At 63.7% G+C, this 16,752-nt stretch carries 18 protein-coding genes; 12 read left to right on the top strand and 6 right to left on the bottom strand.

All coding sequences use genetic code 11. The features are described from left to right. The first annotated feature begins 172 nt into the window (after positions 1–172). Positions 173–706 carry a GNAT family N-acetyltransferase gene (locus tag NKI38_RS03835; protein ID WP_352654914.1) on the top strand — a complete coding sequence of 178 codons (534 nt, stop codon included), beginning with the start codon at positions 173–175 and terminating at the stop codon, positions 704–706. A 109-nt stretch (positions 707–815) separates the two neighbouring features. Continuing rightward, positions 816–1,916 carry an OmpA family protein gene (locus tag NKI38_RS03830; protein WP_352654912.1) on the top strand — a complete coding sequence of 367 codons (1,101 nt, stop codon included), beginning with the start codon at positions 816–818 and terminating at the stop codon, positions 1,914–1,916. 26 nt (positions 1,917–1,942) lie between these two features. On the opposite strand, the gene NKI38_RS03825 is transcribed toward NKI38_RS03830, so the two are convergent. Beyond that, positions 1,943–2,713: an IclR family transcriptional regulator gene (locus NKI38_RS03825; protein WP_352654910.1), complete on the bottom strand. Its 771-nt coding sequence runs from the start codon at positions 2,711–2,713 to the stop codon at positions 1,943–1,945. 180 nt (positions 2,714–2,893) lie between these two features. Between NKI38_RS03825 and NKI38_RS03820 the strand changes: the two genes are divergently transcribed. The 5 genes from NKI38_RS03820 (at position 2,894) to NKI38_RS03800 (ending at position 8,111) form a co-directional block, all read left to right on the top strand. Beyond that, positions 2,894–3,871: a Bug family tripartite tricarboxylate transporter substrate binding protein gene (locus NKI38_RS03820; RefSeq protein WP_352654908.1), complete on the top strand. Its 978-nt coding sequence runs from the start codon at positions 2,894–2,896 to the stop codon at positions 3,869–3,871. 128 nt (positions 3,872–3,999) lie between these two features. Continuing rightward, positions 4,000–4,536 (top strand): tripartite tricarboxylate transporter TctB family protein, encoded by a 537-nt coding sequence (locus NKI38_RS03815; protein WP_352654907.1) that lies wholly within the window; start codon positions 4,000–4,002, stop codon positions 4,534–4,536. Between the two features lie 3 nt (positions 4,537–4,539). Further along, positions 4,540–6,063: a tripartite tricarboxylate transporter permease gene (locus tag NKI38_RS03810; RefSeq protein WP_352654905.1), complete on the top strand. Its 1,524-nt coding sequence runs from the start codon at positions 4,540–4,542 to the stop codon at positions 6,061–6,063. A 15-nt stretch (positions 6,064–6,078) separates the two neighbouring features. Then, complete coding sequence (locus tag NKI38_RS03805; RefSeq protein WP_352654903.1) at positions 6,079–7,263, top strand: CaiB/BaiF CoA transferase family protein; 1,185 nt, start codon at positions 6,079–6,081, stop codon at positions 7,261–7,263. Further along, a complete protein-coding gene (locus tag NKI38_RS03800) occupies positions 7,260–8,111 on the top strand; it encodes a citryl-CoA lyase (protein WP_352654901.1) in 852 nt (283 codons plus the stop codon). The genes NKI38_RS03805 and NKI38_RS03800 overlap by 4 nt, the downstream gene beginning before the upstream one ends. Positions 8,112–8,121: 10 nt before the next feature. Here the strand turns inward: NKI38_RS03800 and NKI38_RS03795 are convergent, their stop codons facing one another. Continuing rightward, positions 8,122–8,586, bottom strand: a complete 465-nt coding sequence (locus tag NKI38_RS03795; protein ID WP_352654899.1) for an NUDIX hydrolase — start codon at positions 8,584–8,586, stop codon at positions 8,122–8,124. 127 nt (positions 8,587–8,713) lie between these two features. Beyond that, positions 8,714–9,025: a hypothetical protein gene (locus NKI38_RS03790; protein WP_352654897.1), complete on the bottom strand. Its 312-nt coding sequence runs from the start codon at positions 9,023–9,025 to the stop codon at positions 8,714–8,716. Between the two features lie 155 nt (positions 9,026–9,180). Between NKI38_RS03790 and NKI38_RS03785 the strand changes: the two genes are divergently transcribed. Beyond that, a complete protein-coding gene (locus NKI38_RS03785) occupies positions 9,181–9,372 on the top strand; it encodes a hypothetical protein (protein ID WP_352654895.1) in 192 nt (63 codons plus the stop codon). Next, complete coding sequence (locus NKI38_RS03780; protein ID WP_352654894.1) at positions 9,372–9,938, top strand: invasion associated locus B family protein; 567 nt, start codon at positions 9,372–9,374, stop codon at positions 9,936–9,938. Before NKI38_RS03785 ends, NKI38_RS03780 begins: the two co-directional genes overlap by 1 nt. A gap of 113 nt (positions 9,939–10,051) precedes the next feature. Here NKI38_RS03780 and coaBC read toward each other — a convergent pair whose 3' ends face one another. From coaBC to ubiE, 3 genes are all read right to left on the bottom strand, one after another. Beyond that, positions 10,052–11,521, bottom strand: a complete 1,470-nt coding sequence (gene coaBC / locus NKI38_RS03775; protein WP_352654893.1) for a bifunctional phosphopantothenoylcysteine decarboxylase/phosphopantothenate--cysteine ligase CoaBC — start codon at positions 11,519–11,521, stop codon at positions 10,052–10,054. 95 nt (positions 11,522–11,616) lie between these two features. Continuing rightward, positions 11,617–13,191: a 2-polyprenylphenol 6-hydroxylase gene (gene ubiB, locus NKI38_RS03770; RefSeq protein ID WP_352654891.1), complete on the bottom strand. Its 1,575-nt coding sequence runs from the start codon at positions 13,189–13,191 to the stop codon at positions 11,617–11,619. Positions 13,192–13,261: 70 nt separating this feature from the next. Beyond that, a complete protein-coding gene (ubiE, locus tag NKI38_RS03765) occupies positions 13,262–14,038 on the bottom strand; it encodes a bifunctional demethylmenaquinone methyltransferase/2-methoxy-6-polyprenyl-1,4-benzoquinol methylase UbiE (protein ID WP_352654890.1) in 777 nt (258 codons plus the stop codon). A 133-nt stretch (positions 14,039–14,171) separates the two neighbouring features. Between ubiE and NKI38_RS03760 the strand changes: the two genes are divergently transcribed. The 3 genes from NKI38_RS03760 to NKI38_RS03750 all read left to right on the top strand — a co-directional run bounded on the left by NKI38_RS03760 (position 14,172) and on the right by NKI38_RS03750 (position 16,725). Continuing rightward, positions 14,172–15,143: an adenosine deaminase gene (locus tag NKI38_RS03760; protein ID WP_352654888.1), complete on the top strand. Its 972-nt coding sequence runs from the start codon at positions 14,172–14,174 to the stop codon at positions 15,141–15,143. 171 nt (positions 15,144–15,314) lie between these two features. Continuing rightward, positions 15,315–15,944, top strand: coding sequence for a uracil phosphoribosyltransferase (gene upp / locus NKI38_RS03755; RefSeq protein ID WP_352654886.1), 630 nt, complete (start codon positions 15,315–15,317; stop codon positions 15,942–15,944). A gap of 217 nt (positions 15,945–16,161) precedes the next feature. Next, the gene (locus NKI38_RS03750) at positions 16,162–16,725 is read left to right on the top strand and encodes a TIGR02281 family clan AA aspartic protease (protein ID WP_352654884.1); all 564 of its coding nucleotides are present in this window, start codon (positions 16,162–16,164) and stop codon (positions 16,723–16,725) included. The last annotated feature ends 27 nt before the right edge of the window (positions 16,726–16,752 follow it).

Raw genomic sequence — 16,752 nt, 5'->3', positions numbered from 1 at the left:
CCAGTGACCCGCCGCACAGGCGGGTTTTTCGTTTGATGCTCCATCAGCCGATGCGCAGGCGAAGGCTCCGAAGGAACCCGCAAACTCGAGTTTGTTGCCCTGGCCGTGTCGCCCTGGCCTTGCATCGCACCGGGATTTGCTAAGTGCTGACGATCCGTGCGAGGCAGATCCCATGAACAATCCGCTAGCGACCACTGCCCCAGTCATCGAGACGAAGCGAACCATCCTGCGGGCACACCGGCGGGGAGATTTCGACGCCTATGCCGCGATGTGGACCGATCCCATCGTCACCCGTTTCATCGGCGGCAAGCCGCGCACGCGAGAGGAGAGCTGGATGCGCTTCCTGCGTCACGCCGGCCTGTGGTCGCTGCTCGGTTATGGTTTCTGGGCGATCGAGGAGAAGGCGACCGGCCGTTTTATCGGCGAGGCTGGTTTTCACGATCTGAAGCGCGACATGGAGCCGTCGATCGAAGGCATTCCCGAGGCCGGTTGGGCACTGGTTCCGGCCGTGCACGGGGCGGGCTTCGCCACCGAGGTGGTCGGCCGCGTGCTCGCGTGGGGCGAAGAGACGTTCGGGCGGGAGAAGACCGTCTGCATCATCGATCCGGAAAACGCCGCTTCGCTGAGGGTAGCGGCGAAGTGCGGTTACCGGGAAGTGGTGCAGACCACCTATCACGACGCCCCCACCATCCTGCTGGCGCGGTGACCTGGTCTAGCACCAGATTCAGATTTCAGGTCGAATCGCCTTAGGCGGCGTCATCGACTGGACATATCCGCTCTGCTAGCATCGGCCATAGCGCGAAGGGGGATGATCGATGCGTGCATTCAAGACGACAGCCATGAAGTTCTTCTGGGCGGGGCTTGTTCTCGCGCTGACGGTGCGGCTGGCCGCGGCCGACGCGACGGTGCCGACCGCCGATATCGAGGGCGCAGCCGACAACAATCTCGCCAAGCGCTACGAAGGTTCGTTCATCGTCTCCTATGAAAAGTTTGCCTTCACCGATTTCAGCGTGCCGCTGTCGCCGCTGAAGCCGAGCGCCGACCCGGACGCGCGTGATGCGATGAACAATCGTGTCTTCGCACCCGACAAGAAGGCCGAGGTCGAGGGCGCCTTGACCCGCATTGCCTATGTGCTGCCGGCCGAGCGCTCGCCTCTCGAGGTGCTGCGCAACTATCAGGATGTGATCGGGGCGGCCGGCGGCGAAATCCTGTTCGAATGCAAGAAGGAGGAATGCGGCGGCGCTGCCGACCGTTCGTCGAGTGGTGGCGGCGGCGACATGAGCCTGACGATGTATTCCTTCCATGAGAGCGATGTGAAGGACGCGGCATTCTCCAATGGTGCCTGCGCGCTGACCTCCGGCATCAACGACCAGCGTTATTTCTCGGCCAAGGTGCCGCAGGACGGCGGCGACGCCTATGTGACCGTGCAGACCTATTCGATGACCGACGATCTCTACTGCAAGGAACTCAACGGCCGCACCGTTGCCGTCGTCCAGGTGCTGGAACCCAAGGCACGCGACAAGAAAATGGTGGTCGTCGAGGCGGCCAAGATGGCGGATTCACTCTCCACCACGGGCAGCATTTCGCTCTACGGCATCTTCTTCGACACCGACAAGGCCGAGATCAAGCCGGAGTCGGAACCAACGCTGAAGGAGATTTCGACGCTGCTGGCCAACGACCCGAAGATGGCCGTGATCGTCGTCGGCCACACGGATAATCAGGGCGCCTTCGACTACAATCTCGACCTGTCGTCGCGACGGGCGCAAGCGGTCAAGGCGGCGCTTGTGTCGCAGTACGGCATCGACGGGGCGCGGTTGACCGCTGCCGGCGCCGGCATGATGGCGCCTGTCGCCAGCAATGATGACGACGCGGGCCGCGCCAAGAACCGCCGAGTGGTTCTGGTCAAGTTGAACTGAGCGAGCCTTCCCGACGAGGACGCATTCTACGGCATGGCATCCGCCGCCACGCTTGCCTGCTCCAGTATGGAAGCGTCTTCACCGAAGGCCCGGGTGGCGCGGGCGGCCGCCTCGAGCAGCGGACGTTTCATCCGCTGGAGAAATGCCGCGTCGACGCGCGTGCTGGGGCCGGCCAGCGTCAGGGCGCCGAGCAGGACGCGCCCCGGCCCGAACACCGGCGCCGACACACCCGCCGTCTCGGGGTCGCGGTCGCCGACGGCGAGACAGTTGCAGGTCTTGCGGATGGTCTCGTAGGGTTCACCCGGCTGGCCGGAAAATGCCGCAAGCACGCGACCGCCCGAGCCGACCAGCAAAGGCAACACGTCGCCTTCGCGTATCGTGTAGCGGATCGGGTGCTTGGATTCGACGCGGTAGAGACAGGTGCGCACGTCGCCCGAGCGGACATAGAAGGCTACGCTCTCCCAGCTTCGCTCGGAAAGGTCGCGCATGATCGGCAACAGGATATCGACCGCCACGACCGAATGCTGATAGAGCGCACCGAGCCGGAAGGTCGCTGGTCCGACGCGGTAACGCCCATCGTCGAGGCGCTCGAGCAATCGTCCGCGCAAAAGGGAATGCGCAAGCCGCAGGATCGTGCTCTTGTAGAGGCCGGTGCGCGCGGCGATTTCGGCCAGGCTAAGCGACCGGTCCGCGGTGGTGAAGGCGTCGAGGATGGCAATCGCCCGATCAAGTGCTGCAACACCTTCGGCCGATGTGCGCCGAATTTCTGCATCGGCTGAATTGCTTGGTGAGTCCATTGCGGTTCCCAGGGAGAGGCCGAGTGCGGCCACTGTGTCGCGCTGCTGTTGCGTTCTGTCTAGCAGAATATCGTTCCCGTTGACAGAACTCGGTAACATCTGCTTGAACTTGACTACGGGTCTGGATTCAGGCGCGTTTTGGCAGGCACCGGAGGAGGTGTCGTGATCTGGAGGAATCCCATGCTGAACAGACGCAGATTCTTGATGAGCACCGCAGCCGCAGGCGCCGCCGGCCTGGTGGCGTCGCATCTATCCCCCGCTTTCGCCGAAGGCGCACCCCAGATCCAGCTCTTCGTGCCGGCTGCACCCGGCGGCGGCTGGGACCAGACGGCGCGCACGATGGATCAGGTGCTGCGCAGTGAAAAGCTCATCTCCGGTTCGCAGATCACCAATGTCGGCGGCGCCGGTGGCACCGTGGGGCTGCCGCAGTTCATCAGCCAGTGGAACGGCAAGGGCAATTCGCTGATGGTTGCCGGCATGGTCATGGTTGGCGCCATCATCGCCAACAAGGCTGCCAACAATTTGACGCAAGTCACGCCGATCGCCCGCCTCACCGGCGAGTTCGAGGCGCTGGTGGTGCCGGCGGACTCGCCGTTCAAGACGGCCGCCGATTTCGTGGCCGCGCTCAAGGCCGATTCGACAAAGGTTCCCGTCGCCGGCGGCTCGGCAGGCGGTTCAGACCACATCCTGTTCGGGCTGATCGCCAAGACCGTCGGCGTGCCGGCGACAAACCTGTCCTACGTCCCGTTCGCCGGCGGCGGCGAGGCTTTGTCGGCGCTGCTCGGCAACCAGGTCGCTGCCGGCATCTCCGGCTTCGGCGAGTTCTCCGAACAGGTCAAGGCCGGGGCGCTGCGGCTGCTTGCCATCTCGGCCGACAAGCATCAGGACGGCATCGACGCGCCGACGCTGAAGGAAGCCGGCATCGATGTCGAGATGTTCAACTGGCGCGGCGTCTTCGCACCGCCCGGCGTTTCCGATGCCGACAAGACGGCGATGATCACCCTGGTCGAGACCATGGCCAAGAGCGATGCCTGGACGACTGAGTGCAAGAACCGCAACTGGACGCCGATCCTGCTCGCCGGCGACGACTATGCGAAGTTCGTCACCGAGGATTCGGCGCGTATCGAAGCCATCCTGAAAGATCTCGGGCTCGCCTGATCGTCCCCATAGGGGCGGCGCAGGCCGCCCCTTCTCGCATGGAATGCGGCATGAACCTGTGGTGACCCGCCGTGCGGCGCAGGCATCTTCGCCAACCATATCGGGCCAGCTATCCTGGGAGGACAATCATGAGCAGCAGCGACCAACAGGCGGCGCCGCCGCGCCTTGCAGTGCCGGAATTGTCGATCGGTATCGGGCTTCTGGCCTGCGCCGGGGCTGTCGCCTGGCAGACGCTGGCGATCCCGGTGTCGCCGCTCTACTCCAAGGTCGGCCCGACCGTTTTTCCCTACCTCACCATGGTCGGACTGGTGGTGCTTTCGCTGCTGCTCATTCTCGCTGCCTTGCGCGGTGGCTGGCAGCCTGAAGAGGAAAAGGAAACGCCGACCGACTGGAAGGCGATGGGCTTCGTCGTCATCGGCCTGCTGGCCAATCTGCTGCTCATCCAGCCACTCGGCTTCACGGCGGCATCCGTCATCATGTTCGTTCTGGTCTGCTACGGCTTCGGTAGCAAGCGCACGCTTCGCGACGTCTTACTCGGCCTGATACTGGCGCTTGCCGCCTATTTCGGTTTCGCCAGGGCTCTAGGCGTCAACATCGGCGCCGGCTTCATCGAGAACCAGCTGAACACGGTCATCGACGCGTTCATCACCATGTTGAGGGCCTGACACATGGAAACGCTCGGACATCTCGCGCACGGCTTCTCGGTTGCTTTCACCCCGGTCAATCTTCTGTGGTGCCTGCTCGGCACCACGCTCGGCACCGCCATCGGCGTGCTGCCCGGTCTCGGGCCGGCGCTGACCATCGCCCTGTTGTTGCCGATCACCTATCAGGTGGCGCCGGAAGCATCCTTCATCCTGTTCGCGGGCATCTACTACGGCGCCATGTATGGCGGCTCGACAACGTCGATCCTGCTCAACACGCCCGGCGAAAGCGCCACCATCGTCACCGCGCTGGAAGGCAACAGGATGGCGCGATCCGGCCGCGGCGGCGCGGCACTCGCCACCTCGGCGATAGGCTCCTTCGTCGCCGGCACCATCGGCACGATGGGCGTCGCCTTCCTGGCGCCGGTGGTGGTCAAATTCGCGCTGGCCTTCGGCCCGGCCGAATATTTCTCGCTGATGGTGCTGGCCTTCATCACCGTTTCGGCCGTGCTCGGCTCGTCATCCGTGCGCGGCCTGACCAGCCTGTTCGCCGGCTTCGTCATCGGCATGATCGGCGTCGACCTGCAGACCGGCCAGCCGCGCTTCACCTTCGGCATGACCGAACTGCTCGACGGCGTCGACGTCATCATTGTCGCCGTTGGCCTGTTTGCCGTCGGCGAGACGCTCTACATGGCTTCGCGCCGTTATGCCGGCAGGGATGAGATCGTGCCGCTGAAGGGCTCGCTCTACATGACGGCGGCTGAATGGGGGCGTTCGTGGAAACCCTGGCTACGCGGGGCCGCGATTGGTTTTCCGATCGGCGCCATGCCGGCCGGCGGCGCCGAAATCCCGACCTTCCTGTCCTACGCCGTCGAGAAGAAGCTGTCGAAGCACAAGGGCGAGTTCGGTACGGTCGGCGCGATCGAGGGCGTCGCCGGCCCCGAGGCCGCCAACAATGCGTCCGCCGCCGGCGTGCTGGTGCCGATGCTGACGCTTGGCCTACCTACCTCAGCGACGGCGGCGATCATGCTGTCGGCGTTCCAGAGCTACGGCATCAATCCCGGGCCGCTGCTTTTGACGACGCAAGGCGACCTCGTCTGGGGGCTGATCGCCAGCCTGTTCATCGCCAACGTCATCCTCGTCGTCCTCAACCTGCCGCTGATCGGGCTGTGGGTGCGGCTGCTGAAAATCCCGGCGCCGCAGCTCTATGCCGGCATCCTGGTGTTCGCCACGGTCGGCACCTATGGCATTTCGCAATCGCCCATCGACCTCGTCATTCTTTATCTCCTGGGGGGCGCCGGCTTCCTGATGCGGCGTTTCGATTTCCCGACCGCGCCCGTCATCATCGGAATGATCCTGGGGCCGCTCGCCGAAACCCAGTTTCGCCGGGCGATGACCATCTCGAACGGAGACTGGTCGGTGTTTTACACCCACAAGCTGTCGCTGACACTGCTGACGCTCGCCTTCATCGGCCTTGCCGGCCCGCATATCTGGGCCTTCATCGAGCACCGGCGTCGGCGCGGACCGGAGCATGTGCCCGGCGATGCCTGATCGATTTGAGCTGTCATGAGCGAATTGCTTTCCGGTATCCGCGTCCTCGATCTGACCAACGTCCTGGCCGGCCCCTATTGTGCCTATCAACTGGCGCTGCTTGGCGCCGACGTAATCAAGGTCGAAGCGCCGCAAGGCGGCGACCTGGCGCGCCAGCTCGGCGGCTCGCCAAGGCTCAACAGCGCCGGCATGGGCGCCTCGTTCCTGGCGCAGAACGCCGGCAAACGATCGGTGGTGCTCGACCTCAAGCAGCCGGCCGATCGCGAGCGCTTCCTCGATCTGGTCGCCAGCGCCGATGCCTTGGTGGAGAATTTCCGCCCGGGCGTGATGGATCGGCTCGGCCTTGGCTACGGGGCACTGAAGGCGGTCCGTCCCAGCCTCGTCTATTGCGCGATATCGGGTTTCGGCCAGACCGGGCCGATGCGCGACAATCCCGCCTATGACCAGATTATCCAGGGCCTGTCGGGGATCATGAGCATCACCGGCACGCCGGAGACGGCGCCGCTGCGGGTCGGTTATCCCGTCGCCGATACGCTTGGCGGCCTGGTCGGCGCGTTCGCCATCGCCTCGGCGCTGGTGCGGCAGAAGACGAGCGGCGAGGGCGCCTTCCTCGACGTCTCGATGCTGGAATGTACCCTTTCCGCACTTGGCTGGCCGGTCTCCAACTATCTGACCGCGGGTGTAGACCCCCAGCCAATGGGCAATGAGAACATGACTGCGGCACCGTCCGGCGCGTTTCGCACCGGTGACGGGCTGCTCAACATCGCCGCCAACAAGCAGGAACAGTTCGTGACGCTGTGCCGGCTGATCGGCCGGCCGGACCTGGTCGGGGACGCCCGCTTTGCCGAGCGCGAGACACGCAAGCGCAACCGTGCGGCGCTTAAAGTCGAGATCGAGGACGCCCTGGCGAGCGCCCCGGCGGCAGACTGGGAAGAGACGCTCAACCGTGCCGGCGTGCCCGCCGGCAGGGTGCTGACGATCCCGCAAGTGCTGGCCGAGCCGCAAGTGCTCGAACGCCAGGTGACCGCGAATTTTGATGATGTGGCTGGCATGGACGAGCCGCTGACCGTTCTGCGCGGCGGTTTCATGGTCGATGGCGTTGCACCCCTGCCGACGAAGCCGCCGCCGGCGCTCGGCGAGCACATGGGCGAGGTGTTCGCGGACCTGCCGCCGCGCGCCAAGGCAAAGGCACGGGCATGAGCGGCACGGAGAAGAAGACTGGCCGTGAGCGCGGGGAGGAATGGTGGCAGACCGATATTATCGAGATGCGGCCGGGTGTCATCCGGCTGCGCGGCTACGAGATCCAGGATCTGATCGGCCGCGTCAGCTTTCCGGCAATGATCTGGCTGATGCTGCGCGGCGAACTGCCCAGCGAGGATCAGGCCGCGCTGCTCGGCATTGCGCTCGGTGCCGCCGTCGACCACGGGCCGCAAGCGCCGTCGATCGCCATCGCGCGCATGGCTGCAACCTGCGGCGTCGGCATCAACAGCGCCATGGCCTCGGCCATCAACGTTCTCGGCGATGTGCACGGCGGTGCCGGCGAACAGGCGCTTTCCTTCTACGGTGACATTGCCGTGGCGATCGATGCCGGGATGACGCTGAATGAAGCGGTCTCGGCACGGCTCGACCGGTTCTTCGCCGAGGAGAAAGGCTATGTGCCGGGGCTCGGACACCGCTTCCATCCCGTCGATCCGCGCGCGCCGCGGCTGCTGGAAGTGACCCGCGAATTTGCCGCACGCGGTGTCGTCAACGGACGTTTCGCCGACATCGCCGAGGCGATCGAGGCAGAAGTCGCGCGGCGCAAGGGGAAAAAGATACCGCTCAATATCGATGGCGCCACCGCCGTCATCTATGGCGAACTCGGCTTTCCACCGCCGCTGACGCGCGGGCTTTTCGTGCTGTCGCGCTCGGTCGGCATCCTCGCGCATGCCTGGGAGCAGTCGCAGCAAACCGAGCGAAACAAGGGGCCGCTGCCGCGCGAGTGGTTGTGGACCTATACCGGCACGCCGGTGCGGCCGTTTCCAGAAGAAGATGACACGGGCGAGTGAGGCTTCATGCCTAGTCGACCGGATCGGGAAGTTTCAGCGTTTTTACCAGCGTCGAAAGGTCGGGCTCATCGATGAGCATGGCCGCGTCGGCCGGCGCCAACCAGGCCCGCTGGCGTCGTTTGGCTTCCTGCCAATCGGCCAGTTCCTCCGTTACCTCGAGCAGATAGACGATGACGTCGACGCGGACAAAGCGGTTGGCCAGCCGCTTCCAGTAGGAATAGGTGCCCGCCGGCTGCTTCAGTGTCTTGCCGAGCACGCCGGCTTCTTCCTGTGCCTCGATGGTGGCCGCCTTGCGTCCGTTCTTGCCCTTCATCGGCCATCCCTTGGGAACGATGAAGCGCCTGGTGGTTCGCGACGTGACCAGCATCACCTCGATATCGCCGCGCGCGTTCAGCCGAAAGGGAATAGCCGCCACCTGGCGGATCCTCTCGCCCTTCTTTGCCTTGCGTACGGTCTTTTTCTTGGTGGCTGCCATTCGTCAATCCAGTCGATGCAATGCCGCATAGCGCGACAAGGCATCGTTGCAAAACCAAAACTTTCGCGTGTGCCGAAAGGCACCACGAACACATAAGTCGGCTAAATAAATGAAAAACGCCTGGATGTCAGCGGCAATTGCTCACGGCGGTGGTGCCGATTATCTGCGTCTGGCAGCTTGGCTTGAGTTGCTGCACGACCGGTGGTGGTTGCCGAACGACCTGGCGGTCCTGGGCACGATACTGCTGCTGTTGCTGCTGATATTGCTGCCGCTGTACCCTGTTTTGCAGGATTTGCAGGTCGTTCTGCCGGATCAGCGCGTTGTTGCCGGTGGCGGAATTGAGGGCCTGCGCCGAAGCGGGCAGCCAGACGCCCACCAGCAGCATTGCCGTGGCCAGCATTGCCGATGTGAAAATCGTTGATGGTCGAAACGCTGACATCCGCTCATTCCCGCGTGATGAAATCCTGCACCTAATATAGGGGCGTCTGTCCGGCTGTGCCATGTCCAGGCGTCGATCGAAACGAGATCGGCTTGTCGACCGCCGAATGACCCCTGGCGGCGGCTTAGAATCTGCCTGGCAACTTCGCATTGCACTTGACGGAAGCCGTCGTTTCGCCGCTCTATCGGATCGGCGCCGGCCTTGAGCTGAATGGCGTCAATGGCGTCGGCATGTCCGTCAGGTATGATGGCGCCTTCGGCGAAACGGTTAAACAGAACGCGATCAGCGCGTCTCTCAAGGTCAGCTTCCAGCTGGCCCGAGGCGGGGCCGGGCGGGAGGGATCTTGATGAGGAAGTACGCGTATCTCGTGGCGATGCTGGGTGTTGCCTGCGCCATGGGTGTGCCGGCCGTGGCAGCGCAGACCAAGGTGGCGGCGCCGCCCGCCGCCGATGCGCCGCAGCTGCCTGGTGGCGCGTCGGCACTGTCCGAAACCCATGGCGACTGGACGGTCAATTGCCAGATATCAGGCGCGACCAAGACCTGCAGTCTGTCGCATCAGCAATTCAACAAGCAAACCAACCAGCGCCTGCTGGCGATCGAGCTGTCGAGCAAGACCGGCGCGGACGCCACGGGAACGCTTGCACTGCCGTTCGGACTGGCGTTGGCCAAGGGGGTCAGTCTGTCCATCGACGACCAGAAGCTGGACGGCAGCCTGGCATTCAACACCTGCCAGGCCGTCGGATGTCTGGTGCCGGTGGCGCTCGATGCGACGGTCACGCCGCTGCTGAAGTCAGGCACCACTCTGAAGATCGATGCTTTCGCGGCCGACACCGGACAGGCGGTGAGCTTTTCCATTCCGCTTAACGGCTTCGCCGGCGCGCTTGCCCGAACCGCGGAGCTCTTGACCAATTGACCGCAGAGGTCATGTGGAGCCGCAGGACCTGAAGCGCGCCGCCTGAAGCCGTCTCGCGGCAGGGGCGGTGCGTCACTGCAGCTGACGTAGCGGCACAACGTCTTTGCGTCGGCTCAAACGACGATCGTTTTCAGCCGTTCGGCGATCAGGGCGGCGAGCCGCGCCGCCACCTCGTCCTTGCTCATCTCGGGCCATTCCTCGACGCCGGCCTTCGACACGATCCGCACCCGATTGCGATCGCCGCCCATCACGCCCGACGGACCGACGCCGCTGGACTGCGACACGTCGTTGGCAACGATGAAATCGGCGCCTTTCTTCCGGAGCTTGGCCTCGGCGTTGCGCAAGAGATCCTGTGTCTCGGCGGCGAAGCCGATCACGAGGCCGGGTCGCTGGCTGTGATGGCCAATCCCGGCGAGAATGTCGGGGTTCTCGACCATACGCAGCACCGGCGGCCCTTCGCCCGCGACCTTCTTGATCTTCTCACCGGCTGAATTCTCCGTGCGCCAGTCGGCAACGGCGGCGACGAACACCGCCGCGTCGGCGGGCAGCAACTGTTCCACCGCATCGCGCATCTCCTGCGCCCGTTCGACATGGATGGTTTTCACCCCGGTGGGATCGGCAATACCGACTGGGCCGGAGACGAGACGCACATCGGCGCCGAGCCTGGCCAGAGCTGCCGCGATGGCGTGGCCCTGCTTGCCGGACGAACGGTTGGCGATGTAGCGCACCGGGTCGATCGGCTCGTGCGTCGGGCCGGAGGTCACGATGATCTTGCGCCCCGACAGCGGCTTGGGGCTGACATCGAGCAGCGCCTCGATGGCGGCGACGATCTCCAGCGGCTCGGCCATGCGGCCTTCGCCCGCTTCATTGCTTTCGGCCATCTCGCCCTTGGCTGGACCGACGAAGGCAACGCCGTCCTTCTGCAGCGTTACGCGGTTGCGGCGGGTGGCCGGATGCGCCCACATCCTGGGGTTCATGGCCGGTGCCATCAACACCGGCTTGTCGGTGGCGATGAGCACGGTGGAGGCCAGATCGTTGGCGTGGCCATTGGCAAGCTTGGCCATCAGGTCGGCGGTGGCTGGCGCCACCACCAGCAAGTCGGCCTCGCGCGACAGCCTGATGTGGCCGACATCGTGCTCGTCATTGCGGTCGAACAATTCGGTGAAGACATGGTCGGCGGAGAGCGCGCCGACCGACAACGTGGTGACGAATTCCTGTGCGGCCGATGTCATCACCACCCGGACCGCAGCACCGCGCTCGCGCAGCCGGCGGATCAGATCCAGCGCCTTGTAGGCGGCAATTCCACCACCGATGATGAGCAGGATGCGCTTGCCGGAGAGGCCGCGCGGCAGCCTCTTGTCTGCCGGCGCGTTAGCCGGGGTCGCCGCGCCGCGCACGCTGGTCAACTCGCGCAGCGTTCTTTCGATCTGGTCGATGCGACCCATGGGGCCGATCTGCCCATCGACAGCGGCCCGGATCATGACCCGCGCCTGCTCTTCCATGGAGCGGTCGTTTTCCGCCGCCAATCGGCGCAGCAACTCCTTGACCTCGTCGTCCAGGTTGCGGATCGTGATGCTGGCCATGTGATTGCACTTCGTTTTGGCTATTGATGGCAATGATAGCAATGCACTCAAACCGCCGCAAGTTTGCGAAATCGAACCCCATCAGCGACTGGGCGTTAGATGATTTTCCAGGCGATATAGACCAGCGTCAGCGCGATCACCCACAGCGCCAGGCGGCCGGAGCGGCTGTAACGTGCCTCGGCTTTGCCTATGGCGTGAGCGGTTGTCTCATCGAAGCGTAGGCCATGCTCGGCCATCAGGTCGATCTCGCGCGACAGCCGATCGGTGCGCGCCGCAAGCTCGGGTGCCTGGCGGGCCAGCGTCAGCAGCGCTTTGGCGCCATCGCGCGCATCGAGCATCATGCCACGCGGTCCGAGGTTGCCGGCGATCCAGCCGCTTACCACCGGTTCGGCCGTCTTCCACATGTTGAAAGCCGGGTCGAGCGTGCGGGCGACACCCTCGACCACCACCATGGTCTTCTGCAACAGGATCAATTCCGGCCGGGTCGCCATGTCGAAGAGTTCGGTTACCTCGAACAGCAACGTCAAAAGCTTGGCCATCGAAATGGTCTCGGCCGGCTGGCCGTGAATCGGCTCGCCGATCGCCCGGATCGCCTGCGCGAAGGCCGCGACATTGTGCTGGCGCGGCACGTAGCCGGCCTCGAAATGCACCTCGGCGACGCGCAGATAGTCGCGCGTGATGAAGCCGTAGAGGATTTCGGCGAGGAAGCGGCGCTCTTTCTTGCCGAGACGTCCGGCAATGCCGAGATCGACGGCGACGATGGTGCCGTTTGCCTCGACGAACAGGTTTCCCGGATGCATGTCGGCGTGGAAGAACCCGTCGCGCAGCGTATGGCGCAGAAACGACTGGATCAGGTTGGCGGCGATGGTTTTCAGATCATGATCGGCAGCGGCAAGGCCGGCTATGTCGTTCATCTTGACGCCGTCGACCCATTCCATGGTCAGCACGTCACGGCCGGTGCGCTCCCAGTCGACGGATGGCACGCGAAAACCGGGATCATCCTTGGTGTTCTCGCCCAATTCCGAGAGAGCGGCCGCTTCGAGGCGAAGATCCATCTCGATCTTGGTGGTCTGCGCCAGCGTTTCGGTCACCTCGACCGGCCGCAGCCGGCGTGACGAGGGGATGTATTTCTCCTGCAGGCGGGCGGCGAGGAAATAGCTTTCGAGATCATGGAAGAAGCGGCGGCGCACCCCCGGCCGGATCACCTTGACCGCCACCTTGGTGGCAACGCCGTCGTGGAGGGTGTCGGCGGCATGGACCTGGGCGATGGAGGCGGCTGCGACCGGGTCGCCGAATTGCGCGTAGAGATCGCCAACCTTGCGCCCGAGCGAGGCCTCGATCGCGGCAATCGCCTCGGTCCTCGGGAAGGTGTGCATCTTGTCTTGCAACATGGCGAGATCAAGTGCCATGTCGTTGCCGACGACATCGGGCCGTGTCGCCAGGAACTGGCCGAGCTTGACATAGGAGGGACCGAGCCGGACGACCGCCTTGGCCAGTCTGTCGCTGCGCTCATAGGCAAGTGCCCGGCGGCGGGTGAACAGCCGCGCCAGCCGCCAGCCGAATTTCGGCAGGCCGGACAGTTCCTCGCCGGGCAAGGCGGCAACGACGCCCTCGCGCACCAGCACCCAGCCGGCCCTTACGAGCCGAAATCCAGCGCTGACGGTGCTCATGGCCGCGCCCGTCCTGCCGGCTCTTTGAACCGGCATCGCGCATGTCGAATGTGAGAAATGCCCCCCGGCCTCAAAGCTTCCAGCCCGAATGAAGCGCGGCAATACCGCCGGAATAGTTGCGGAAGGAAACGCGATCGAAGCCGGCGCGGGAAATCATAGTCGCGAAATTCTGCTGGTTGGGGAACCTGGCGATCGATTCGACCAGATAGGAATAGGGCTCGCCGTCGCCGGTGACCATCTTGCCGATCTTCGGAATGGCATTGAACGACCAGGCTTCGTAGGCCTTGTCGAGCAGCGGCATCTCGACTTCGGAAAATTCCAGGCACAGGAAGCGCCCGCCTGGCTTCAGCACGCGGAACGCTTCGCTGAGCGCGACATCGATGCGCGGCACGTTGCGGATGCCGAAAGCGATGGTGTAGGCGTCGAATGTGGCGTCGGCGAAAGGCAGTTCCTCGGCATTGGCCTCGACGAAATCGGTGTTGCTGGACAGGCCCTTCTTTTCGGCGCGGTCGCGGCCGACGGACAGCATCGAGCCATTGATGTCGAGCACGGTGGCATGTGCATTGCCGTGGCTGGCATCGACGATGCGGAAGGCGATGTCGCCGGTGCCTCCGGCAACGTCGAGGACGCGCCAGCCGATCCTTTTTGGAGGATTGAGCCAGGTGACCATGGCGTCCTTCCACAGCCGGTGCAGGCCAGCCGACATCAGATCGTTCATCAGGTCGTAGCGGTTGGCGACCTTGTGGAAAACATCGTTGACCAGAGACTGCTTGTCGCCAGCCCCTACACGCTTGAAACCATAGGAGGTTTCCATGCCGCCCGCGGCCGTGGTTCTCTCAACTGACATTTTTTTGATCCGTCATAAAACCGGCGGGACCATAGCCGATCGATGGTGCGGGCGCTATTGTTTAAGGCGCGGTGTTCAGCCGCGCTTCCAGGTGGCGGTTTTCGAGACCTGGACTGACCGACGGGATGTTTGAATGCCTTTGAAAGCGGAACTGCACTGCCACATCGAAGGGGCAGCGTCGCCAGAACTCGTCATCCGCCAGGCGCAGAAATACGGCAAGGACACCTCGCCCTATATCCAGAACGGTTCGTTCGTCTGGCACGATTTCACGTCCTTCCTCGCGGCTTACGACTTTTCCTCCGATCTGTTCCGGACCGAGGAGGACTATGCGCGGCTGGCCGATCATTATCTGACCAGCCTTGCCCGCGACGGGGCGATCTATTCCGAGGTGTTCACCTCGCCGGACCATGCCAGGAAGGCCGGGCTGTCGCCCAAGGCCTATACCGACGCGCTTGGCGAAGGCATGGCCCGCGCCAAGGCCAAGACCGGCATCGAGGGCCGCATGATCGTTACCGGCGTGCGCAATGTCGGCGTCGAGTCGATCGAGCAGGCGGCGCGTTTCGCGGCGCGTTGCGGGCACCCGCTGGTCACCGGTTTCGGCGTTGCCGGCGATGAGCGCATCGGCGAGATGGAGGATTATGTCAGGGCATTCGAGATCGCCCGCGAGGCTGGGCTCGGCATCACCATCCATGCCGGCGAACTGACAGGCTGGGAGACCGTCCAGGCGGCGCTCGACCATATCCGCCCGTCGCGCATCGGCCATGGCGTGCGTGCCATCGAAAATCCGGACCTTGTCCGGCGCATCGCCGACGAGGGCGTCGTGCTGGAATGCTGCCCCGGCTCCAACATCGCGCTCAAGGTGTTCGACAGTTTTGCCGACCATCCGTTTCCGTCCCTGCAGGCGGCAGGCTGCAAGGTGACGCTCAATTCCGATGATCCGCCCTATTTCTGGACCTCGCTGAAGCGCGAATACGTCATTGCCGCCGAGCATTTCGCGATGAGCGAAAAGGCGCTGGCCGCCGTTACCCGTACAGCCATCGAAGCCGCTTTCGTCGACAAAAAGACCAAGACAGCACTTCTTGCCCGGCTCGATGCGAAGAGGTGAATGGTGAATGGTGAATGGTGAATGGTGAATGGTGAATGGTGAATGGTGAATGGTGGGAGGCCCTGTCTGCCTGTCAAGCATTACCTTTCCGCATCTCGCAAAAGACTCGCAAACCCATTCACTATTCACTATTCACCATTCACCACTTTCCATCGCGGCTCGGAGCACATTATGCAGGGCGTCACCGTCATCGACCATCCGCTTGTCCAGCACAAGCTGACCATCATGCGCAAGAAGGAGACCTCGACGGCGGGCTTCCGCCGGCTGCTGCGCGAAATATCGCTGCTGCTCGGCTATGAGGTCACTCGCAACCTCGAACTGACGACGACGACGATCGAGACGCCGATGGAAACCATGGAAGCGCCGACGCTGGAGGGCAAGAAGCTGGTCTTCGCCTCGGTGCTGCGCGCCGGCAACGGCTTGCTGGAAGGCCTGCTCGACCTGGTGCCGGCGGCCCGCGTCGCCCATGTCGGTCTCTATCGCGATCACGAAACGCTGGAAGCGATCGAGTATTTCTTCAAGGCGCCGAGCGATCTCGGTGACCGGCTGGTCATCGTCGTCGATCCGATGCTGGCGACCGCCAATTCGGCGATCGCGGCGATCGACAAGCTGAAAGAGCGCGGTGCCACCAACATCCGCTTCCTTTGCCTGCTGGCGGCGCCCGAAGGCATCGAGCGCTTCACAAAGGCGCATCCGGACGTTCCCGTCTTCACCGCTTCAATCGACCGCCAGCTCAACGAGAAGGGCTACATCATGCCCGGCCTCGGCGATGCCGGTGATCGCATGTACGGGACCAAATAGTACCAGCCAAAGTTGCCTGGTACGATTTACCAAATATTTACGCAAAGGCGGGGTTTTGGCGCGTGTTAAAGCGGCAAACACCATCCGGGCTTAAGGATCGGCTCTCACTACAGCGCCGCGCGTCCATTCGGACGCGCAAATAACGCTGTAGCACTTTGATTTTGCGCATGACCCGAAAATCGATCCCGATTTTCGGGTCATGCGGCGAGGCCGGTCCATGCTGCGCAAACTTCTTATCCTCGGCGTTTTCGCCGGCACGTCGGCATCGATACCGATCGTGTATCAGGCGAATCCGCAATTCGTCGAAAACCTGCTGAAATCGACGGTGCCGGGCAAACAGGCGGCTGGAGCCCAACCGAACGTCAACCTGGCATCGGTCCCCGACAAGCCGGTGGCGGCGCTGCCGATGGGCCGCAAGGTGGTCGTTGCGGCAGACGAGCGCGGACACTTCTCGTCGGCCTTCAAGCTCAACGGACGTCAGATCGACGGCATGATCGACACCGGCGCCACGCTGGTCGCCATCAACACCTCGACAGCACGTAGGATCGGCCTGTCGTTGAACGCTTCCGATTTCAACCACGAAGTCAGCACCGCCAACGGCACCATCAAGGCAGCCGTGGCAATGATCGACCGCCTGCAGATCGGAAACATCACGGTCAACGATGTCCAGACCATCGTGCTCGACGACAGGGCGCTGCGCACCAATCTGATCGGCATGAGCTTCCTCAACCGGCTCAGCAAATACCAGGCCGAGAATGGCGCGCTGCTGCTCGTCCAGTAAAGTCCTATTTGTTTTCCGCAATTCCCA

It is taken from the genome of Mesorhizobium sp. M0621 (assembly GCF_040320745.1).
Taxonomy (GTDB): domain Bacteria; phylum Pseudomonadota; class Alphaproteobacteria; order Rhizobiales; family Rhizobiaceae; genus Mesorhizobium.
This window is presented reverse-complemented; position numbering and strand designations above follow the sequence as displayed.